The following is a 20718-nucleotide window of genomic DNA, read 5'->3' on the forward strand; positions in this document are numbered from 1 at the left end:
GCGGCACCAGCGGTGCCGCCATGAAAGGTTAGTGACTAACTTGTTGCACATAATCTTTTGTCCCCTGCACAATCTTCTGGATCAGCAACTGCTGAAACTCAGGGTCCAGGATAGCCGCTTCGTCGCCAGGGTGGCTGAGAAACAGTGTTTCCACCAGCACATCCGGGAACTCCGTTGGATTATTCAGGATAAAATTGAAGTTTCCGTTGTTGCCAAAATCGCTCAAGCCTGTTTCCAGCAAGCGTTTGTGGATAGCTGTGGAAAACGGCTCGCAAAACGTGTGGCGGTAATAGGTGGCCGTTCCAAATACGTCCACCGGGTTGGCGGAAGAGTTGAAATGTATGCTCAGCAACAAATCTGGATCTACCTGCCGGTAGAAGGACAGTCGCTCTTCGTTATTCACAAACTGGTCGGTAGTGCGGGTGATGAGTACTTTAGCCCCTTCTTTTTCAAATGCATTTTTGAGCATCAGCGAGATAGCCAGCGTCATATGCTTTTCTACTACGCCTGCGAGGCCGGTACCGCCGGGATTACTGCCACCATGGCCGGGATCAATGGCAATCGTCATGTTACTCAGCGCCAGGTTTTCCGGAATTCGTTTAATCCTCACCGTTAGTTTGTTGCCTTCATAATACATTTTATATCCCCACACATTGTGTCTGAGGGAAAGCGTCATCCGGAAAACATCCGGTGCCGGCTGTCCCCAGGTTACCTGGCTGATTTCTCTGGCATTCTGAAGGGCGTTACTGATGCGTTGTTCTGCATAGGCGCCATACACATCAATAGTAATTTTTCCGGGATCATTTTGTTGGGTAGAGATGTAGGGCATTCTGTCGGAAAGCTCTATCTGTACGTAGTCGTACTTATCGTCGCCCCAGATGCTGGCGTTGGAGATCACGCTCACCGGAACGCCTTCCTGCGGGATGTCAGTGTCGAGGTAACCCTCAGGGATATACGCATTTTTTTTGTTGGCGAGTCGCACCTTGTAATAGTCGCCTTGTTTGCCTACTATTTGCAGTAGTACATCTTTGTCCAGGTAACCGAGTTTATTGGGGCCGAGGCGGTCACCTTCCGTAGTGCTGGTGATGTAGGTCATATTATCGATGGTGCGGCCGGTGAAAATTTTGTCCTGCTTCATGTACCGGTAGCGGTTCGGACTGGCGAGGGTGGTGGTGCTGCCGTTGCGGAGGGTGATATTTATTTTCCCGTTGAGCATCGAATCTTCTTCGGTGATTACATGGTAGCCAACATAGTAGCCGGCCACGCCGGATGATTGGGTGGTGGGCAGTTCTGTAAGTGACTCACCGTTAAACCAGCTGGCTTTTGCACCCGGGTAGCCTTTCATTTTTACCCGGATGGTATCACCGTCTACCAGTTCTAAATTTCCTTTCGGGGAGATATCAATAAAATCTATGCGAAAAGTGCTCGTGGCTTTTGGCGCGGGCGCAGGGTTGTAGTAATAGGTAATTGTTTTCGTATAGGTGGTACCGGTAGAGTCCTGTGCGTTGAGCACAAAGGTGCTTTTGCCCTGGGGCAGTTCCTTTTTCACTGCGAAGGTGCCGGTAGGGTATACGAGTACGCTATCGTTATTGATGGTGAGTTTGCAGCCTATGCAGGTTCTTCCTGCGATAAACTGTTTACTGTTGCTAACATTATTCTGATCTCTGGAGGGCTGGTTTAATCTGATGGAGACCTGGCTTTGCGCCAACGTTGGAAATACCAGCACCGCGATAATGGAGGTTAAAATAGTAACTAATTGCTTCATGCACCTGTCTGTAAGTCAGTTGTAAAGATAACAAGGTGGGGCAAATAGGAGGGGTTATTTTGAAAATATGCCCCGCAGGTTGATGGCGGGGCATATTTCGTTATTGAATTACCAGATGTATTTATTCTCTGCGATGAGTTTATCAGCGATACGTCTGCGGGCATCTTTGGTATTAAACGGTTCCGCTTTGGTAAAGCGTTTGAGGCCAAGCAGCATCATACGTTGTTCATCTCCTTCGGCGAAGGCGTTGATGGCGTCTTTACCGGATTTGTTGATACGGTCGGCCGCGTCGTAGATGTAGGTTTGTACCATATCTTTTTCGAGCGATGCGGCTGCTTCCCCTTTGCTTTGACTCAGTTTGATGAGGCGGAGCAGGGCACTTTCAGCCACAAATGTTTCGATGGCCATATCAGCGATATCCATGAGTACTTCCTGTTCATTTTCCAGTTTGGCCATGAGCTTTTGAGCGGCGGCACCTGCGGTCATGAGGATCGCTTTTTTGAAGTTGGCGATCATTTTCTTTTCCTTGCTGAAAGGAGTTTCATCGTCGCTGCCAAAATCAGGGATGCTCATCAGTTCCTTCATCACGTTCATCGCTGGCGTCATCAGGTCTATTTTTCCTTTCATGGCGCGTTTGAGCGTCATATCGAGGGTGAGGAGCCTGTTGATTTCGTTGGTACCTTCGAAGATGCGGTTGATGCGGGAGTCGCGGTAGGCTTTGGAGATGATGTATTCATCGCTGAAGCCATTACCACCGTGTATTTGTACGCCTTCATCCACTACGTAGTCGAGTACTTCGGAGCCATTCACTTTCAGGATGGCGCATTCAACGGCATATTCTTCGGCTGCGCCGAGGAGTGCTTCGTTGAATGGTTTTCCGGCGGCGAGGAGTTCTTTTTCTTTTTCGTCGATCAGCTGGGCGGTACGATAGAGGGCCGCTTCGCTGGTCCAGGTGCGGATCACCATTTCCGCCAGTTTATGTTTGATAGCGCCGAAGTTGGCGATCGGTTGTTTAAACTGTTCGCGGGTGATGGCGTAGTTAACGGAGGTATTGATACATTTTTTAGCGGCGCCCAGTGCAGCAGCACAGAGTTTCAGGCGGCCGATATTGAGAATGTTGAAGGCGATCAGGTGACCTTTACCAATCACGCCCAGTACGTTTTCCACAGGTACTTTTGCATCCTGGAAATAGATTTGGCGGGTGGAGGAACCTTTGATCCCCATTTTATGTTCTTCCGGTCCGAGGGTGAAGCCGGGCGTATCTTTATCTACGATGAAGCCGGTGAATTTATCGCCGTCGATTTTTGCGAAAACGGTGAATACATCTGCAAAGCCGGAGTTGGTGATCCAGATTTTCTGACCGTTTAGCAGGTAGTATTTACCATCGTCGGTGAGTTTGGCAGTGGTTTTAGCGCCGAGGGCATCGGAGCCGGAGCCTGGCTCGGTGAGGGCGTAGGCCCCTTTCATTTCGCCGGAGGCCAGCTTAGGAATATATTTCTGCTTTTGTTCTTCGGTACCAAAGTAGAGGATCGGGAGTGAGCCGATACCTGTGTGGGCGGCCATGGCAACAGAGAAAGAGTGACCGGCACCTAATCCTTCGTTGATGATGGTGGCGGTAACAAAGTCCTTACCCAGTCCACCCAGTTCCTCAGGGAATGCAGCGCCCAGCAAGCCCTGTTCACCTGCTTTTTCCAGTAACGACGGCATCAGTCCTTCTTCCAGCTTATCCAGTCTTTCTACAACCGGTGTAACCTCCTTCACGATAAACTGATCGGCCATATCTTTGATCATCAACTGCTCTTCTGAGAAATCTTCCGGTGTAAATACATCTTCAGGAGCACTTTCCTTAACAAGAAATTCTGCGCCTTTCAGCGCTTGCTTATTTTCAACTGTTGCGTCCATGATAAAACTGTTTTTGGTAGTTCTGTAATTTAACTAAATAATTGCGAATTAAGTGCTGCCCGGAAAGCCTCTTTTCCGAGTTTTAAAACAACCTTAACGATCTGCTGTATTAACATTAACAGCCGCTGTCAGCATTATTTTGCTTATCATTGTTCCCTTTTAGGTTATGCCTGAATTTTATCTGCCATATAAAAAAAGCCGTATACACGGAATATGCGAAGGCAATGGAAACCAGCTGCTTATATGCCTGCATGGTTTTGGTGAAACAGCTGCGCATTTCCGGCCGCTGGTAGCAGAATTAGGGGAGATATTTACCATCATCGGTATTGATATGCCCCTTCATGGTAAAACGGAATGGCAGGAAAACCGTGGATTTGAAAAAGCCGATCTTACGGCTATCATCTCCATGCTGATGGAACAGCACGGGTTTCAGCGGTTTTCTCTGCTGGGCTACAGCATGGGAGGGCGCTTGTCGCTCTGTGTGGTGGAAGGCATGGCGGCAAAAGTGGATCGTTTGATAATGGTGGCAGGAGATGGCCTGAGAAATAACCCCTGGCATTTGTTTGTAACACAAACCGGCATCGGCAATCGCATCTTCCGGTATAATACTTACCACCCGGAGTTTTTTTTCAGGTTGATAAAAGGCTGGCGTAAGCTGGGATTGCTCAATGAAAGCATATACAAGTTTGTGATGCACCGGATGGATCAACCGGAAAAGCGCATCCAGGTATATGAAATCTGGACTAACCTCCGAAAGATGATGCCCAATCAAAAGCAATGCAGGCAACTATTGGCGCAATACAGGATAGCTACACTCCTGATCTTCGGGAAGTACGACCGGGTAATTCCGCCAGAACTGGGCGCCCGCTTTATGGATGGTACGTTTCCGGCTAAAATGCTGGTGCTGGAAAAAGGGCATCAGCTGATATCGGCACAATTAGGTCAAGTAATAAAATCAAATATTTAAACCCGAATGCATTTTTTCCTGATTCTTATGGTGGTGCTGGCACTGGGCTACGGTGTACTGATGTTGTGGTACAGCCTGGGCTGGAAGCGCCTCAAAAACTATGTACCCGTTCCCCGTATGGGTACCACGCGTGTTACGGTTATCATTCCGGCCAGGGATGAGGAGGATAACCTGCCACCCCTGCTCGAAGCACTTAAACAGCAAACTTACCCCGCCGACCTCCTGGAGGTGATCGTAATTGATGATTTCTCTATGGACGGTACGCCTGATGTAGTGCGTAACGCCGGCGCAGCCAATATCCGCCTGTTGCAGATGAGCCAGATGCTGGATAAGCAGCAGCGACTCAATTCCTATAAAAAGAAAGCCATTGAAATTGCCGTATCACAGGCAAATGGCACCCTGATAGTGACCACAGATGCGGATTGCATTATGGGACCTAAATGGATTGAAACGATTGTACAGTTTTATGAAGACAGGCATCCGAAGTTTATAGCGGCTCCTGTTAGTTTTTATAAAGAAGATAATTTTTTCAAGAAGTTACAGTCGCTCGATTTCATGACCATGCAAGGCATCACCGGCGCAGCTGCACAGCTGGAGGCCGGAACGATGTGCAATGGCGCTAATCTGGCTTATGAAAAAGACGCATTCTACGATGTAGGTGGCTTCAAAGGCATTGATAATATCGCCTCCGGCGATGATATGCTGCTGATGTATAAAATTTATAACGCTTATCCGGAAGGGGTGATGTACCTGCGGAGCGAAGAGGTAATCGTACGTACGTTACCGGTAGATACGCTGAAAGGCTTTATGAATCAACGTATCAGGTGGTCTTCGAAGGCGGATAAATATGAGGATAAGCGCATTACCTGGGTATTGATGCTGGTATATTTTTTCAATGTGGGCCTGCTGGGCATGGCTATCGCCGCTTGCTTTTTGCCGGCGATGTGGCCGTGGCTGCTGATTCTGCTGTTGTTCAAAATTACCATGGAGCTCTATTTCCTGTTGCCGGTGGCAAGTTTCTTTAATAAGTCGGGCTTGCTGGTATGGTTTATTCCGGGGCAAATATTTCATATTCCTTATATTGTAATTGCAGGGTGGCTGGGCAAGTTTGGCAGCTACCAGTGGAAAGGCCGGAAGGTAAACTGATAAAATTTTTCGATTGTCTGCTCCTGAAACATCTTTCAAGCGATTGCTGCGCAACAAGGGCGCGGTGGCAGGATTGCTGATCGTGTGCCTGTCGGTGCTGGTCAGCATCCTGGCCTACTATATTGCGCCGGATCATACCCCGGATGCAAACAGGATGGTATTGGAAGTAGAGGGGCAGCGCCCGGGTTTCCGGGTAACGATGCTGGCTGTACGAAAAGACCAGGAGTTGCCACCTGCCGGCTTTTTCCGCCGGTTGGTTTCCGGAGAGCCGTCGGCTTATACCTGGATACCTGTTACATCTCACCAGATAAAAGATTCAGCAATTGTTATACAACATTATGTAGATGAGGCCACCACGGTGGAAGAGGCTTATCCACTGGATGTGGTAGTGTATGGGAAGCCCACGGTACGCAGGGATAGCTGGACAGCTTTACAACAGCAGGTGCTTCAACAGCAGGTGTTTACCCAAACTTACTGGCTGGGAACGGATAAATTCGGCAGGGATATTCTTAGTCGCCTCATTATTGGCACCCGGGTGAGTTTAGGCGTGGGCGTTATAGCGGTAATTATTTCTCTTACGATTGGTGTATTTCTCGGTGCTGTGGCCGGCTACTATGGTGGGCGTACGGATGATCTGGTGATGTGGCTGGTAAATGTGGTATGGGCCATGCCTACGTTGCTGGTGGTATTTGCCCTCACGCTGGCGCTGGGAAAGGGCTTCTGGCAGGTGTTTATAGCTGTAGGCCTTACTATGTGGGTGGGCGTGGCCAGGATCATCCGTGGCCAGATTTTTTCGCTGAAGCAGCTGGAGTTTGTGGAAGCTGCCAGGGCATTGGGTTACCGTAACGGTCGGATCATCGTCCGCCATATTCTTCCAAATATCCTGGGACCTGTGATGGTGGTGGCTGCCGGCAATTTTGCAACGGCCATAGTGGTAGAAGCCGGATTGAGTTTCCTGGGGGTGGGGGTACAGCCGCCACAACCTTCCTGGGGCCTCATGATAAAAGAAAATTACACTTTCATCATCACACATAACCCTGCGTTAGCCCTGGCTCCCGGGGTGGCAATAATGCTACTGGTATTGGCTTTCAATCTGTTAGGGAATGGATTGCGGGATGCCCTCGACGTCAGAAGTAAAATTTGATTTACATGTTTTAAAATTTTAATTTTACTGATATTACTAATGCTATGTTATTGAGAACCTATCTTCCCGCTTTTGTCCTGCTGACCGCAGTGGCAGCTACCTCTTGCAAAAAGAAGAACAAAGGAACAGACACTCCTCCTGTAGTGCAGGAAGAGGCGCTTAAATTCAGTCTGTCAGGCGTAGAAGAGGGGGCCTATAACCAGGCGCTGGACAGCAACTTTACCTTTAAAGTGAAGGTAGACAGCAAAATGCCGGAAAAAGGAGTCATTACCAGCCTGAATGTAGTAACAGATCCGGCAGGGATCGGGCTGGACCAGGATGCCGTAGCCAACAGTACCACCGCCACTTATGATGTCAATTTAAAACATCTGAAAGAATTAAAAACCTACAAGGTTACCATCAATCTTACTTCAGCAGGCAATGCGGGAAACGTTGCCACACCAAAGATTTTCTATATTACAAACAAGAAGCCACTATAGGTATTAGTTATTAGTACCATAGCAGAAAATGATTTAGGTTTGCAAGCTGGCAGATCAAGACTTTCTATTTATGAAAATTGCTGTTAATGCCGCTTGCCTTCGCAGGGATTTACCTGCTGACACCGGGGCGGTGGCCACACAAATCATAGTTACACTTTGCAGGCAGCAGCCGGAGCATCAGTTTATTTTATTCTTCGACGGGCCAGTGCCTGCCGGATTGGAGTTGCCGCCAAACGTAACGCCGGTGGTGTTGCCGCTGCGTGGCGACAAAGCCTGGCATTTATACTGGTGGCTGGAATGGCAGTTGCCAAGGGCCATGAAGGCTTTCCAGCCGGATCTTTACCTGGGGCTGGACGGTACCTTGCCGCTAAGGAGTAAATTACCCGCAACACTGCTGATCCGGGACCTGTCGTTTCTGCTGGATGCCGGTTTGCAATCAGTAGCCCAGCAAAAGCGCCTGAAGAAAAATCTGATGAACTACCTCTGGAAGGCAAGGACCATAGCGGTGCTTTCTGAAACAGGGAAAGAGGCCGTACTGGATTTTGCCCCTTCGGTGGCTTCCAGGCTTACGGTCCTTGACATCGGCCTGAGTGATTTATATAAACCGCTGGAATGGGATGACCGGGAAGCGGTAAAACGGGAGTTTGCAGGAGGCGCCGAGTATTTCCTGGTGACTGCCGGATTACATCCCCGCAACAATATTATGCCGTTGTTCAAGGCTTTTTCTGCCCTGAAGCGGCGGCAGTTGTCCAGCATAAAGCTGGTGATTGCAGGATCAGCCACTACGGCCGGTGCCGGAATAGAGAAGGCATTGCCATCCTATAAATTCCGCAACGACGTAAACTGGATACGCGATGCTGACCAGGAAACGCTGGCCAGGCTTATGGGTGGCGCCTATGCGCTGGTATATCCCGTGCGGCTGGATGGGCTGGCCTTATCGATATACGCCGCACAGCAATGTCAGGTACCGGTGGTAGCTATTGAAGGAAAAGCCGCTCAGGAGGCTGCCGGAGATGCTGCGTTATTCTCTGATCCGGCGGATCTGGATGACCTGTCCGACAAAATGAGCCGTATTTACAAAGATGAGCAGCTGCGATCGCTGTTGCTCACCAGGATACCGCCACAGAAGGCTTTCAACAGTTGGGAAAAGGCCGCAGAGGAGCTCTGGGCGGCTATGACAGGGCCTGTGCCGCAAAATCCCTAAATGATGCCTATTTTTGTGGCCTTAATTGAAAATCATGAGTAAGACATCTACCATACAGATCCAGGTTGGACTGGACGAGAACAAAATTCCTGAATCAATAGCCTGGAGCGCAACGGATAACAAGGAAGAACGCATGACCAAAGCCAAAGCGATGATGATTTCCTTCTGGGATCCTGCGGAAAAGGCGGCGCTGCGTATAGACCTGTGGACAAAAGATATGATGGTAGACGAAATGGCCGATTTCTTTTTCCAGACCCTGATGACCATGGCGGATACCTATGTGAGAGCAACCCAGTACAAAGATCAGGGAGAGGAAATGCGTGCGTTTGCAAAGGATTTCTTCCAGAAATTCCAGGACAAACAGGCAGCAGAACAAAAATAATAACCCAATAAAATTCACCATATGTCATTAGAACTGACTATCAACGCAGAAATCAAAGCTGCGATGCTGGGCAAAAAAGAAGCTGACCTGCGTGCACTCCGTGCTATTAAGGCAGCGATACTGCTGGCTAAAACAGCAGAAGGTGGCAACGGCGAAATTACCGAAGCCGAAGAAAGCAAATTATTACAGAAGCTGGCCAAACAGCGCCGTGATTCCCTCGATATCTTCAGACAGCAGAACAGGGAAGACCTGGCAGTGAAAGAAGAAGAGGAGCTGGTGGTGATTGAGCGCTTCCTGCCTAAACAGATGGATGAAGCGGAACTGCGTGCCGCGCTGGGCGAAATTATCGCTTCAGTTGGCGCTGCTTCCCCTGCTGATATGGGCAAAGTGATGGGCGTAGCTACCAAGCAACTGGCAGGTAAGGCTGATGGAAAGGCTATTTCTGCTATGGTAAAGGAATTATTGAAATAATATAGTCAGGTTTTATTAAATAACCTTTTGGTTTCCTCCGCGCAGCGGGGGATACCAAAAGTAGGATGACGCCGAAGGTGTCATCCTGCTTTATAGAAAATTAATTATTTAATAAAACCCTCACCATTTCGCACATGCCGATAGACGTAGTTTTCGCCATTATCATGGTTTTTGCGATATACAAAGGGTTTACACGGGGCCTGATCGTTGCCGTGTTTTCCATGATCGGTCTGGTGCTGGGCATGGTCGTAGCACTCAAACTCAGCGCGGTTACAGCATTATACGTACAACAACACTGGAACCTACACTTTATCTGGCTGCCTGCACTTTGTTATATTTGCCTGTTTCTGGCGGTAGTACTGTTAGTAAGATTAGGAGCCACGGCCCTACAGGGGGTGGTAGAGCTGGTTTTGCTGGGCTGGCTTAATAAATTGGGTGGAATTTTATTGTATAGCGCCATTTTTATAATAATTTACAGCGTTTTGCTGTGGATGGCCAACCAACTGTACTGGCTCAGTCCCGAAACTAAATTGCAGTCTGTAGTATATCCCTATATTGAAAAAGTAGGCCCGTGGACAGTGGATAATATAGGAAAGGTGATCCCTCTTTTCAGAGATCTGTTCACGCAATTACAGGCTTTCTTTGAAGAAGCAGCCCACCATATTCAACCTAGTTGACTCTCTTCAAAGATTATTTAGATTAATAAAAAGAATTATTTTAGCGTAAAATTGACTCAAGATTAGGCAATGGATTACGAAATCAAAACACAGGGTAAATTTAGTTTTATAGAAGAAGGAGAAGGTGAACCACTGCTGCTATTGCATGGATTATTCGGTGCGTTGAGTAACTTCTCGCACATGATCGAATATTTCAAACAGTACAATAAGGTGGTGATCCCGATGCTACCCCTGTATGATTTAAACATCCTGGAAACATCCGTTGGCGGCCTGGCTAAATATGTACACAAGTTTGTAGAAGCCAGAGGTTACACCAACATTCACCTGATGGGTAACTCCCTCGGTGGTCACGTAGCATTGGTATACCTGCTTAAACATCCTGAAGCTCCTGTGAAATCGCTGATCCTCACCGGCAGCTCCGGCCTGTTCGAAAACGGTATGGGCGAAACCTATCCTAAACGTGGCGACTACGAATACATCCGCAAGAAAGCAGAGCTTACCTTCTATGATCCTGCCATCGCTACCAAAGAGCTGGTAGATGAAATGTTCGAAATCGTTAATAACCGACTCAAGGTAATCAAGATCATCACCCTTGCTAAATCCGCTATACGGCATAACCTGGGCGAAGAACTCCGTGAAATCAAGCAGCCTACCATGCTGATCTGGGGTAACAATGATACGATCACTCCGCCAATGGTGGGTGAAGAGTTCCAAAAATTAATTCCAAACTCCCAACTGGAGTTCATAGACAAGTGCGGGCACGCACCTATGATGGAAGTTCCCGGTGAATTTAATGTGATCCTGCATAAGTTTTTGGATAGTTTAAAGAACAAATAGGCCAACTTATTGGTATAGAATAGTGTGCGTGTGCATTGCTATCGCAGCATGTCCTTACAGGCCTGTTCATGGAATTTGTTTTTCTGTTGGGATTTTCTTTGTTATTATTGTACTAAGAATACACGACGATGATTGCCAGAGAACTCATATCTACCACTATTCCTGTACTGCATCCAAACGATGCGGGAACGGAAGCTTTGCGGCTGATGAACGAGTTTCACGTTACCCAACTGCCGCTGGTAGCAGAGGATAAGTATGCAGCATTGATCGATGAAGATACCGTGCTGGACTGGGATAACCCGGATATCCTCCTGGAAGCAGCTCCTTACGGTAACCTCAAACCCGCTATTCCTGAACAGGCGCACCACCTGGAAGCACTTAAACTCTTTTATGAATTTAAGCTCTCCGTACTGCCAGTAGTATCAAAAGAAAATGATTACCTGGGGCTGATCTCTAAAGATACCCTCCTGGCTGCACTGGCGCAGTTTAACGCCGTGAAAGACCCCGGTGGACTGATCGCACTGGATCTTGACCCCCGTGATTACAGCCTGAGCGAAATCGCCCGCATCGCTGAATCCAACGATGTAAGCATCCTCAGCGTGCAAACCATTACCGACCCGCAAACCGGCAGGCTCGAAGTATTACTCAAAACTAACCGTCTCGATCTCCAGGCCCTGGTAGCCACTTTCGAACGATTTAACTACACCATCAAATACCTCTTCTCTGAAACTGAGGAAGAAGACCTCGTTAAAAAGAATTACGATCTGTTGATGAATTATATCAGCATGTAATTTCCATCACCAATTTATTATATTTGGTTTTAGTCATTAATTTTTTGTGCCTACATGCTGAGACGCTGCTGCTTTATGCTGGTAATATTGTGCCTGCTTGGAATCGTGTTGCCCGTGGCAGCCCAAAATGCCAGTAATACCCCTGATAACCAGGGATATCTTATTGTCAGAAATGTAATCATCACCGGGAATAAGAAAACTCGTACCGCCATCATCCTCCGGGAATTAAGTACCGTGCCGGGAGATACGATATACCTTAAAGATCTCGCTGAAACACTGGAGGAACGCCGCAAGCAGCTCCTCAATACCTCCCTGTTCCTCAACGTTACCGCCAATGTTAAAAACTGGGACGGCGATCATGCTGACCTTGTTTTTGATGTTTGGGAAAGATGGTACACCTTCGCATTCCCCATTTTCAAGTTGGCCGACAGGAACTTTAACCAATGGTGGGTAGAGAAAAACCATAGTCTCGACCGCGTAAACATAGGTGTCAAAGGCACACAGGGCAACCTCACCGGCCGCAATGATGAACTCAATGCCGGTATTCAGGTTGGCTATACCCAGCGGATTTCCTTTTCCTATTCAGTGCCGTATATAGATAAGCGTTACCGCCATGGCCTGGGCATCTCCTTTGCGTACAGCCGTAACCGGGAGGTAAACGACAGTACCGACTTCAACAAACAACTCTTTTTCCGGCAGGATGGCTTTGTGCGGCAACTTTATAATGTAGGCCTCACCTACAGCTACCGCCCCGGCATCAACACCCGCCACAGGGTGATGCTGGCCTATAACTATGAAAAAGTAGTGGACTCCGTGGCCATCCTCAACCCCGATTACCTCGGCGGAGGACGCACCAAGGTAAATTACCTGGACCTGGCCTATCGGATGGAATATGTGAAGGCCGACAGCTGGCAATACCCGCTCAAAGGGTTGCGTATCATGGGAGAGATTGGGAAAAGAGGTTTCGCCGGACTCAATGATATCAACGATTTTCGTATACGGCTCAACGTAGCCAAATACTGGCAGCTGGCATCCAAAACTTACCTGGCCACAGGCCTGCGCAGTATGGCAAAATTTGGGGCTGATCAGCCTTACATCAACCGACAGGCAATGGGTTACGGGGATGACTACCTCCGCGGCCTCGAATATTTTGTAGTAGATGGTACCAGCTTCGCCATTGTGAAAACCAGCTTGCGACAGGAAGTACTCTCCACCCGCTTCCGCCTGCCGGTAGTGCCTAAGAAGTTCAGTACCGTACCACTGCGGATATTTGTGAAGGCTTATGGCGACGGTGGGTACAGCTATTCAAAATTTCCCGGAAACGGTGAGTTGAATAACCGCATGTTATACAGCGGAGGGTTTGGACTCGACATCGTTTCCTTCTACGATACCTGTCTTCGTATAGAGTACAGCTTTAACCAGTTAGGGCAAAAAGGCCTATTTTTACACACGAGTATAGATATGTAAAGTATAACAGGTATGCAGGTAGCACTATATAGCCGAGGATTTATCACAGAAGACATTAATAATATCCGCTTATTGCTGGATGAACTGCATCGCGCGGAAATTACGGCGATCCTGTATGAACCTTTCTATCGTACATTGGTGCAGCACATTAGTTTTGAGGTACCTCCCAACGTGTTTTTCACTGCTGAAGAACTGCCTGGTAAAATTGATTTTCTTATAAGTTTAGGGGGAGATGGAACGCTGCTGGACACCGTTTGCTACGTCCGGGATACAAACATTCCTGTGATCGGTATCAACTTCGGACGTCTCGGGTTTCTGGCCAGCATCGGTAAAGATGAGATCCACAGCCTGGTACAGGCCCTGCTGCATCGCACCTATATTGTGGATACCCGTAGCCTGGTGCACCTGGATGCCAATATCCCGCTGTTTGGCGATATCCCCTATGCACTCAACGAATTCACTATTCATAAGAAAGATACCTCCGCGATGGTGAAGATTCATACTTACCTGAACGGAGAATTCCTGAATACCTATTGGGCCGATGGCCTGATTGTATCCACCCCAACCGGTTCTACCGGGTATAGCCTCAGTTGTGGCGGCCCGATTGTATTTCCAGATGCCGGCAACTTTGTAATTACGCCGGTGGCGCCCCATAACCTCAACGTAAGGCCTATCATAGTGCCGGACGATAACGTAATATCCTTTGAAGTAGAAGGCCGCAGCGACCAGTTTCTCTGTACCCTCGATTCCAGGATGGAGACGATCGACAGCAATGTGCAGCTGGCTATACGAAAAGAGTCGTTCAAACTCAGCCTGTTACGCCTTGACGACAGCAATTTCCTGCATACCCTGCGAAATAAGCTGCTTTGGGGTATTGATGCCCGTAATATGATCAAGATTTAGATGCCGGTAAAAATTTCCTGCCTCACATATTAAATAAATCCTGTATTGTAGCGTTTAAGTATAACTGATTTATGCGCAAGAAACTTTTATATCCTGGAAACTTCGTATCTGCATGGCTGTTAGCCGCGGGATTGCTCCTGTCGGGAAGCGTTGCTGCCCAGCAGGAATTGGAATATGTGGGGGAGCTGGGTGTTTCGATAGGCACGGCACATTATTTTGGCGACCTGAATACACGCAGGGCGCTGAATGCGATGAAGCCGTCGGTAGGTATCTATTACCGGAAGTATTTCAATGATTATGTGGGAGTTAGGGCGCACGGGCGGTATATGCAGCTGGGTTATTCCGATGTTTATAACGATAATGAATTTCAGCGGCGCAGGAACCTGAGTTTCAATACCGATCTTTTTGAGCTGGCTTTTCAGGGAGATTTTAATTTTTTTCGGTTTGAGCCGGGATCGTTAGATAGAAGATTTTCACCATATTTTACCGGCGGGATCAGCGTGTTTCGCTATAATCCTTATGCTTATCTGGACGGCCAAAAATATTTTTTACAGCCGTTACATACAGAAGGGCAGGGCACCTCGGTGTATCCGGAGCGTAAGCCTTACAGTCTGCTGAGCTATGCCTGGCTGATTGGGGGCGGTTTCAAGTATAATATTTCCCGGAAGGTGAATGTGGCCATAGAGGCGGTGTACCGGTATACGGAAACCGATTACCTGGATGATGTGAGCACCACTTATGCAGGGGCTTCGGCGTTTCCGCCGGGCTTTAACGGGCAGCCATCGGTGGCTTACCAGCTGCAGGACAGGTCGGGTGCCGTGGGTGATCCGCTGGGTGTAAAGGGCTTCCAGCGCGGCAATAGCCGGGATAAGGACCAGTTTATAACTATCGAGCTCTCCATTAGCATATTATTTACCTCTTATCACTGCAAATTTTAGATACCTTTGCCCGGCTTTCTACCGGCGGGCAAACTTTCCCGTTAAACAGCCAAACAATACCTGCGAATTCTCTGGAATGCGCTATGGTGCTGTATTCGCTGTTAAAACTACGTTAAAAACCCCTGCCGCGTTTGGCTAAAAAAGTCATTACTCTATTTTTGTATCTTTGCACACTTTTAGTAAATCTGTTATAATCTGTTAATATACGCCTGACACAAATGAGTTTGAAGGATAAATTGGACTTACAACGGCTACCGAAACACATCGCCATAATTATGGACGGGAATGGCCGTTGGGCTAAAGAGAGGGGACAGGACAGGCTGTACGGGCATCACGAAGGGGTGGAAAGTGTGCGTAACATCGTTGAGACCTGTGCAGAACTTGGAATAGGTTATCTGACCCTGTACGCTTTCTCCACCGAAAACTGGGACCGCCCGGTGTATGAGGTGAATGGAATTATGGAATTACTGGTAAACACCATCCGCAAGGAGGTGAATACCCTTTCTAAAAATAATATCAGGCTGAATGTGATCGGGGACCTGGACATGTTGCCAGCCCAGGCCAAACAGGAAATGGAGGAGGCCATTGCGCTAACCAGCCATAATACCGGCCTGACTCTTATAATGGCCCTTAGCTATAGCGCCAGGTGGGAAATTGTGAACGCGGCCAAAAAAATTGCAGCTGATGCACAAAAAGGTATATTGGACCCGGCTACAGTTTCCGCCGATGTATTCGAGAAATATCTCTGTACCGCCGGATTTCCTGATCCGGAATTAATGATCCGTACAAGTGGAGAATGCAGGATCAGTAATTTCCTTTTATACCAACTGGCTTACGCGGAACTGTATTTTACAGACACCCGCTGGCCCGACTTCCGCAATGAGAATCTTTACGAAGCCATCTTAAATTACCAAACCAGAGAAAGGCGTTTTGGCAAAACAAGCGAACAAATTCAGCAGAATGAAGAAATTATTTCCTAAGGGCCTACTGGCTATAGCATTATGTTGTGGCGCCGGGTTCCGTGTATCCGCACAAGTTAAAGATACCGTACCCCCACCTCCAACACCTGCTGATCCTCAGTACACATTCCCCAGCAATGTGAGTACCCCGCAACAGTACGAGATTGCAGATATTACCGTAACCGGTACCCAATATCTCGATAAGTCATTACTGCTGTCTCTGTCCGGCCTCAATGTAGGCGATAAGGTGGTATTCCCAGGTGGCGATCAGTTCGCAAAAGCTTTGCAGAGCCTATGGTCACAGCGCCTGTTTGCAGGAGCTTCCATCAATGTTACCAAAATCGAGGACGGTAAGATCTGGCTGGAAATCGACCTGGTGGAAATGCCCCGTATCGGTAGCTTCGCTTTCAAGGGCATTAAAAAGTCCGAGGCAGATGAAATCTCCGGTAAAGCCGGCATTCGTAAAGGAAATGTGCTGAGTGAAGGTGTTAAACAGAATGTAATCGGTGTTGTACATAAGTACTATGCGGATAAAGGCTTTGGTAATGCTACCATCCGCGTGGATCAGCGTATCGACAGCGGCTCCGTAAACAGTGCCATTATCGTTTTCACCATCGATAAAGGAAATAAAACCCGCATCAATAACATCAACATCGTTGATAACTACAATATTGCGGATAACAAGCTGAAAAAGCGCATGAAGGGTACCAAGGAAATGACCCACATTACCTTGCACCCCGACAGAGAAGTACTCTACAAGGATTCCATCCCGCAGCCGGATAACTTCTGGCAAACTTATGGCTTCCTGCAGCCTACCAGGGCACTGGACCAGCTGGACCCGTACTTCCGCTTTAAACTTTTTAGCTCTGCCAAATTCAACGAAGGCAAATACATTGAAGATAAAGGTAAGCTGATCGCTTACTACAATAAGAATGGTTACAGGGATGCGTTACTGGTAAAGGACACGACCTATAAATCTGCCAGCAAAAACCTGAATATTGATATCCAGGTTTCTGAAGGTAAAAAGTACTACTTCGGGGATATTACCTGGAAAGGGAATGTAAGGTATAACGACTCTACCCTGACCAAAATCCTCGGTATCAAAAAAGGAGATATCTACAACCTGGAACTGCTGGAAAAGCGCCTGGGTAAACAAATGTCGCAGGAAGGTGGTGATATCACCAGCTACTACATGGACTATGGTTACCTGTTCTTCCAGATTGATCCGGTTGAAACAGCGATCCATGGCGATACCATCGATTATGAAATCAGATTGCGCGAAGGGCCGCAGGCTACTATTAAGGAAGTACGTATCGCGGGTAACGAAAAAACCAACGAACACGTAATTCGCCGTGAGCTGCGTACCATTCCGGGGGAGAAGTTCTCCCGCCAGGATCTGATCCGTTCTAACCGTGAGATTGCCAACCTGGGTTTCTTCAACCCTGAAAAAATTGGTATGAACCCGGTACCAAACGTACAGGATGGTACAGTGGATATTGATTATACGGTAGAAGAGAAAGCAAACGACCAGCTGGAGCTTTCCGCGGGCTGGGGTGGTTATATCGGTCTGACCGGTACCCTCGGTGTTACCTTCAACAACTTCTCCCTGAGAAACATCTTCAGGAAAGAAACCTGGGACCCGTTACCAAGTGGTGATGGCCAGAAACTTTCTATCCGTGTTTCTTCCAACGGTAAGGCATATCGTTCGTACAACTTCTCTTTCACTGAGCCATGGCTGGGTGGTAAGAAAAGGAATATGCTGAGTGTGAGCTTCTATAGCAGCTATCAGAACCCGTATGCTTACAACGATTACTACAAACAACTGTATAACGATACCACTACCTCGCCAAATGGTAGCTTCCGTGTACTGGGTGCCTCTGTGGCGCTGGGTAAGCAGTTGAAATGGCCGGATGACTATTTCTCCCTGCAATATTCCCTGAACTATCAGCAGTATCGGTTGAAGAACTATAACTACTTCGGTATTCCGGGTTTTGCAACAGGTAATGCGAATAACATCAACCTGAAACTGCAGTTTGCACGTTCTTCCGTGGATCAGCAGATCTTCCCGCGCAGTGGTTCCAACTTTATGCTGAGTGCGCAGTTTACGCCGCCGTATTCCTTACTGCACCCTGATAAAGACTACAAGGCAGAGCCAATTGCGGAGCAGTTCAAACTTATCGAGTATCAGAAGTATCGTTTCAACGCCGAGTGGTACGTGCCTTTGAGCAAGCCAATGGGTAGTGATAATAAAACGTTCGTGTTGAAAGTGGCTGCCAAATTCGGTTATATTGGCCGTTACAATAACAGAACTACCTTATCACCATTTGGCCGCTTCGAGCTGGGGGGCGATGGTTTGAGTAACTTTGCGATCTACGACCGTGATATCATTTCCCAGAGAGGTTATCCGGTGTATTATACCTCCAATCCGAATATCAATCCTGAAAGCGGTCAGCCGGTGGGTTACGAAGGTTTCACTGTATTCAACAAGTACGTGATGGAGCTGCGTTATCCTTTCAGTCTGAACCCAAGTTCAACCATCTTTGGTCTGGCTTTCGTGGAAGCTGCAAACGGCTATCGTGATATCCAGGATTACAATCCATTCAGGCTGCGTCGCTCTGCTGGTCTGGGTATGCGCTTCTACCTGCCTATGTTTGGCTTACTTGGATTTGACTATGGTATAGGATTTGACAGGATACAGCCTGGTCAGGGTCTGAAGAACGCGGCTAAGTTTACCTTTATGCTCGGTTTCGAACCCGAATAATGAGAAAATAAATTATATATTGCATGAATTAAACCGGCTAGCCGGGATGCAGTTTAAATCCTATGTAGCATGAAGAAAATATTTATTACAATGGCCTTTATACTGGCCGCAGCGTGGGGAGCAAGTGCACAGCGCTATTGTGTGATAGATACAAAATATATACTTGAAAGTATTCCTGAGTATAAGGAATCGCAGACAAAACTGGATGCTGTTGCAGAGCAATGGCAGAAAGAAATTGATGCCAAGTTTCAGGAGGTAGATAAGATGTATAAGTCTTATCAGGCGGAGCAGGTAATGCTCACCGAAGAGTTAAAGCAGAAGAGAGAGGCCGAAATAGTAGCGAAGGAGAAAGATGCCAAAGACCTGCAGAAGAAACGTTTCGGTTATGAGGGCGATTTGTTTAAGAAGAGAGAGGAGTTAGTAAAGCCTATTCAGGACAGAATATATAATGCCGTGCAGAAACTGGCAGCTGGTAGAATGTTTGATTTCGTACTGGACAAGTCAGGCGGCGCAACCGTTATATTTTACGATCCTAAACTGGATAAAAGTGACGAGATTCTCAAATCCCTCGGCGTAAAGAAATAAAGCTGGCACCTATTTTTTAACTATAAGTATTTAAATTTTTTTAAACACAGACAACATCATGAAGAAGTTCGTTATTATTGCTTTTGTGGCAGTATCCGGTTTGTTCAGCGTAAATGCAATGGCACAGGCTAAAATAGCGCATATCAATGCTCAGGCACTGGTAACTGCAATGCCTGAAACTGCAAAAGCAGAAACTGATTTGCAAACATTTGCTAAATCGCTCGAAGGAGACGGTAAAGCGATGTATGATGAATATCAGAAGAAACTCGCAGAATTCAATGAGAAAGCAGCAAGCATGACTGATAATATGAAAGAGATCAAAGCTAAAGATCTGCAGGATATCCAGAAACGTATCCAGGACTACAGCGAAGCTTCTCAGAACAAAATTCAGGAAAAACAGGCTCAGCTGCTGAAACCAATCTACGATAAAGCCCGCAAAGCTATCGAAGATGTAGCTAAAGAAAAAGGTTACGGTTATGTGATCGATAACAGCAACGGTATGCTGCTGGTTTCTCCTGCAGGTGACGATATCCTCGTTCCTGTAAAGACTAAACTGGGTATCAAATAATTGATAATCAATATATTGAAGATGGAATGTGGTCTGATTCCACATTCCATTTTTATTTTCCGGCAATAATTTTCGCATTTCAAAAAAAATCTGCTACCTTTGCCTTCCGTTTTAAAAAACAGTTTCCCTTAACGGGAGTTTTAGTATAGTACAGGTAAAAACAATTAAAAGAAATGAAACGTACTTTTCAACCGCATAACAGACGCAGAAAGAGCGTTCACGGCTTCAGAAAGAGAATGGAAACTGCTAATGGCCGTAAGGTACTGGCTTCCCGTAGAGCAAAAGGTCGTAAGAAGCTGACTGTTTCTGACGAGCGTAAGCTGAAATAATTAGTAGCTAAATACTATTTGCCATAAAAACTTATTCTTTTAAAAAGGAAGAAAGGTTAAAAAGCAGAAAACTTATTGAAACGCTTTTTCGGGAAGGAAAAGCGTTTTCTGTTTTTCCGTACAGGGTGGTTTATATGCCGGTAGATGAACTGCCTGTAAATAAATACCCTGTACAGGTAGGCTTTAGCGCCTCTACACGCCGGTTCCCACATGCTACCGACAGAAACCGGGTCAAACGACTGACCCGTGAAGCCTGGCGCCTGGAAAAGCACCAGCTCTATGACCAGCTGTCCGCACAGTCGCGCAAACTGGCGGTGTTCCTGATCTACACCGACAAAAATATCCAGCCCTTTTCTACCGTTCAGAGCAAAATTTCGGTAATTTTAAGGAAACTGGCAGCCACCGGAGAACCTCCTGTTCCCACCGCTGCCTCCCATTCCTAA

General features: G+C 47.3%; 21 protein-coding genes. 19 read left to right on the forward strand and 2 right to left on the reverse strand.

Annotated features, from left to right (window positions below):
- Positions 1-28: 28 nt before the first annotated feature.
- Together KW844_RS02510 and KW844_RS02515 are read right to left on the reverse strand one after the other, a co-directional pair.
- Positions 29-1765, reverse strand: a complete 1737-nt coding sequence (locus tag KW844_RS02510; RefSeq protein WP_218375122.1) for an N-acetylmuramoyl-L-alanine amidase — start codon at positions 1763-1765, stop codon at positions 29-31.
- Positions 1766-1873: 108 nt separating this feature from the next.
- Positions 1874-3667, reverse strand: a complete 1794-nt coding sequence (locus KW844_RS02515) for an acyl-CoA dehydrogenase family protein (RefSeq protein ID WP_218375123.1) — start codon at positions 3665-3667, stop codon at positions 1874-1876.
- A gap of 166 nt (positions 3668-3833) precedes the next feature.
- Here KW844_RS02515 and KW844_RS02520 point away from each other — a divergent pair, with 166 nt between their 5' ends.
- The 19 genes from KW844_RS02520 (at position 3834) to KW844_RS02610 (ending at position 20718) form a co-directional block, all read left to right on the forward strand.
- Positions 3834-4634, forward strand: coding sequence for an alpha/beta fold hydrolase (locus KW844_RS02520; protein ID WP_218375124.1), 801 nt, complete (start codon positions 3834-3836; stop codon positions 4632-4634).
- A gap of 6 nt (positions 4635-4640) precedes the next feature.
- Complete coding sequence (locus KW844_RS02525) at positions 4641-5780, forward strand: glycosyltransferase (protein ID WP_218375125.1); 1140 nt, start codon at positions 4641-4643, stop codon at positions 5778-5780.
- A gap of 13 nt (positions 5781-5793) precedes the next feature.
- On the forward strand, positions 5794-6924 hold the full coding sequence (locus tag KW844_RS02530) for an ABC transporter permease (protein WP_255578121.1): 1131 nt from the start codon (positions 5794-5796) through the stop codon (positions 6922-6924).
- Between the two features lie 44 nt (positions 6925-6968).
- Positions 6969-7403 carry a hypothetical protein gene (locus KW844_RS02535; protein WP_218375126.1) on the forward strand — a complete coding sequence of 145 codons (435 nt, stop codon included), beginning with the start codon at positions 6969-6971 and terminating at the stop codon, positions 7401-7403.
- Positions 7404-7473: 70 nt separating this feature from the next.
- Positions 7474-8607, forward strand: a complete 1134-nt coding sequence (locus KW844_RS02540; RefSeq protein ID WP_218375127.1) for a glycosyltransferase — start codon at positions 7474-7476, stop codon at positions 8605-8607.
- A gap of 34 nt (positions 8608-8641) precedes the next feature.
- Positions 8642-8989, forward strand: coding sequence for a gliding motility protein GldC (gene gldC, locus KW844_RS02545; protein ID WP_218375128.1), 348 nt, complete (start codon positions 8642-8644; stop codon positions 8987-8989).
- A gap of 21 nt (positions 8990-9010) precedes the next feature.
- The gene (locus KW844_RS02550; RefSeq protein WP_218375129.1) at positions 9011-9460 is read left to right on the forward strand and encodes a GatB/YqeY domain-containing protein; all 450 of its coding nucleotides are present in this window, start codon (positions 9011-9013) and stop codon (positions 9458-9460) included.
- A gap of 134 nt (positions 9461-9594) precedes the next feature.
- Positions 9595-10137 carry a CvpA family protein gene (locus KW844_RS02555; protein ID WP_218375130.1) on the forward strand — a complete coding sequence of 181 codons (543 nt, stop codon included), beginning with the start codon at positions 9595-9597 and terminating at the stop codon, positions 10135-10137.
- Between the two features lie 69 nt (positions 10138-10206).
- The gene (locus tag KW844_RS02560; protein WP_218375131.1) at positions 10207-10974 is read left to right on the forward strand and encodes an alpha/beta fold hydrolase; all 768 of its coding nucleotides are present in this window, start codon (positions 10207-10209) and stop codon (positions 10972-10974) included.
- Between the two features lie 128 nt (positions 10975-11102).
- On the forward strand, positions 11103-11765 hold the full coding sequence (locus KW844_RS02565) for a CBS domain-containing protein (protein WP_218375132.1): 663 nt from the start codon (positions 11103-11105) through the stop codon (positions 11763-11765).
- Between the two features lie 54 nt (positions 11766-11819).
- Complete coding sequence (locus KW844_RS02570; protein WP_218375133.1) at positions 11820-13232, forward strand: POTRA domain-containing protein; 1413 nt, start codon at positions 11820-11822, stop codon at positions 13230-13232.
- 12 nt (positions 13233-13244) lie between these two features.
- Complete coding sequence (locus KW844_RS02575) at positions 13245-14135, forward strand: NAD kinase (RefSeq protein ID WP_218375134.1); 891 nt, start codon at positions 13245-13247, stop codon at positions 14133-14135.
- Positions 14136-14206: 71 nt separating this feature from the next.
- Positions 14207-15073 (forward strand): DUF6089 family protein, encoded by an 867-nt coding sequence (locus KW844_RS02580; RefSeq protein WP_218375135.1) that lies wholly within the window; start codon positions 14207-14209, stop codon positions 15071-15073.
- Positions 15074-15291: 218 nt separating this feature from the next.
- Positions 15292-16053 (forward strand): isoprenyl transferase, encoded by a 762-nt coding sequence (locus tag KW844_RS02585; RefSeq protein ID WP_073084338.1) that lies wholly within the window; start codon positions 15292-15294, stop codon positions 16051-16053.
- A complete protein-coding gene (locus KW844_RS02590; RefSeq protein ID WP_218375136.1) occupies positions 16034-18793 on the forward strand; it encodes an outer membrane protein assembly factor in 2760 nt (919 codons plus the stop codon). Before KW844_RS02585 ends, KW844_RS02590 begins: the two co-directional genes overlap by 20 nt.
- Positions 18794-18862: 69 nt before the next feature.
- Complete coding sequence (locus KW844_RS02595) at positions 18863-19378, forward strand: OmpH family outer membrane protein (protein WP_218375137.1); 516 nt, start codon at positions 18863-18865, stop codon at positions 19376-19378.
- A gap of 58 nt (positions 19379-19436) precedes the next feature.
- Positions 19437-19946 (forward strand): OmpH family outer membrane protein, encoded by a 510-nt coding sequence (locus tag KW844_RS02600; protein WP_218375138.1) that lies wholly within the window; start codon positions 19437-19439, stop codon positions 19944-19946.
- Between the two features lie 173 nt (positions 19947-20119).
- Entirely contained in the window at positions 20120-20275 is a 156-nt protein-coding gene (rpmH, locus tag KW844_RS02605) for a 50S ribosomal protein L34 (RefSeq protein ID WP_012788729.1), read from the forward strand.
- A gap of 23 nt (positions 20276-20298) precedes the next feature.
- Positions 20299-20718: a ribonuclease P protein component gene (locus KW844_RS02610; protein ID WP_218375200.1), complete on the forward strand. Its 420-nt coding sequence runs from the start codon at positions 20299-20301 to the stop codon at positions 20716-20718.

Source organism: Chitinophaga sp. sic0106 (assembly GCF_019219075.1).
Classification (GTDB): domain Bacteria; phylum Bacteroidota; class Bacteroidia; order Chitinophagales; family Chitinophagaceae; genus Chitinophaga.

Bases quoted from the DNA above. Each gene is read 5' to 3' on its own strand.
- KW844_RS02535 (WP_218375126.1), top strand. From the start codon at position 6,969: ATGTTATTGAGAACCTATCTTCCCGCTTTTGTCCTGCTGACCGCAGTG.
- KW844_RS02580 (WP_218375135.1), top strand. From the start codon at position 14,207: ATGCGCAAGAAACTTTTATATCCTGGAAACTTCGTATCTGCATGGCTG.
- KW844_RS02520 (WP_218375124.1), top strand. From the start codon at position 3,834: ATGCCTGAATTTTATCTGCCATATAAAAAAAGCCGTATACACGGAATA.
- KW844_RS02560 (WP_218375131.1), top strand. From the start codon at position 10,207: ATGGATTACGAAATCAAAACACAGGGTAAATTTAGTTTTATAGAAGAA.
- KW844_RS02585 (WP_073084338.1), top strand. From the start codon at position 15,292: ATGAGTTTGAAGGATAAATTGGACTTACAACGGCTACCGAAACACATC.
- gldC (WP_218375128.1), top strand. From the start codon at position 8,642: ATGAGTAAGACATCTACCATACAGATCCAGGTTGGACTGGACGAGAAC.
- rpmH (WP_012788729.1), top strand. From the start codon at position 20,120: ATGAAACGTACTTTTCAACCGCATAACAGACGCAGAAAGAGCGTTCAC.
- KW844_RS02570 (WP_218375133.1), top strand. From the start codon at position 11,820: ATGCTGAGACGCTGCTGCTTTATGCTGGTAATATTGTGCCTGCTTGGA.
- KW844_RS02550 (WP_218375129.1), top strand. From the start codon at position 9,011: ATGTCATTAGAACTGACTATCAACGCAGAAATCAAAGCTGCGATGCTG.
- KW844_RS02595 (WP_218375137.1), top strand. From the start codon at position 18,863: ATGAAGAAAATATTTATTACAATGGCCTTTATACTGGCCGCAGCGTGG.
- KW844_RS02525 (WP_218375125.1), top strand. From the start codon at position 4,641: ATGCATTTTTTCCTGATTCTTATGGTGGTGCTGGCACTGGGCTACGGT.
- KW844_RS02515 (WP_218375123.1), bottom strand. From the start codon at position 3,667: ATGGACGCAACAGTTGAAAATAAGCAAGCGCTGAAAGGCGCAGAATTT.
- KW844_RS02555 (WP_218375130.1), top strand. From the start codon at position 9,595: ATGCCGATAGACGTAGTTTTCGCCATTATCATGGTTTTTGCGATATAC.
- KW844_RS02565 (WP_218375132.1), top strand. From the start codon at position 11,103: ATGATTGCCAGAGAACTCATATCTACCACTATTCCTGTACTGCATCCA.
- KW844_RS02575 (WP_218375134.1), top strand. From the start codon at position 13,245: ATGCAGGTAGCACTATATAGCCGAGGATTTATCACAGAAGACATTAAT.
- KW844_RS02540 (WP_218375127.1), top strand. From the start codon at position 7,474: ATGAAAATTGCTGTTAATGCCGCTTGCCTTCGCAGGGATTTACCTGCT.
- KW844_RS02600 (WP_218375138.1), top strand. From the start codon at position 19,437: ATGAAGAAGTTCGTTATTATTGCTTTTGTGGCAGTATCCGGTTTGTTC.
- KW844_RS02510 (WP_218375122.1), bottom strand. From the start codon at position 1,765: ATGAAGCAATTAGTTACTATTTTAACCTCCATTATCGCGGTGCTGGTA.
- KW844_RS02590 (WP_218375136.1), top strand. From the start codon at position 16,034: ATGAAGAAATTATTTCCTAAGGGCCTACTGGCTATAGCATTATGTTGT.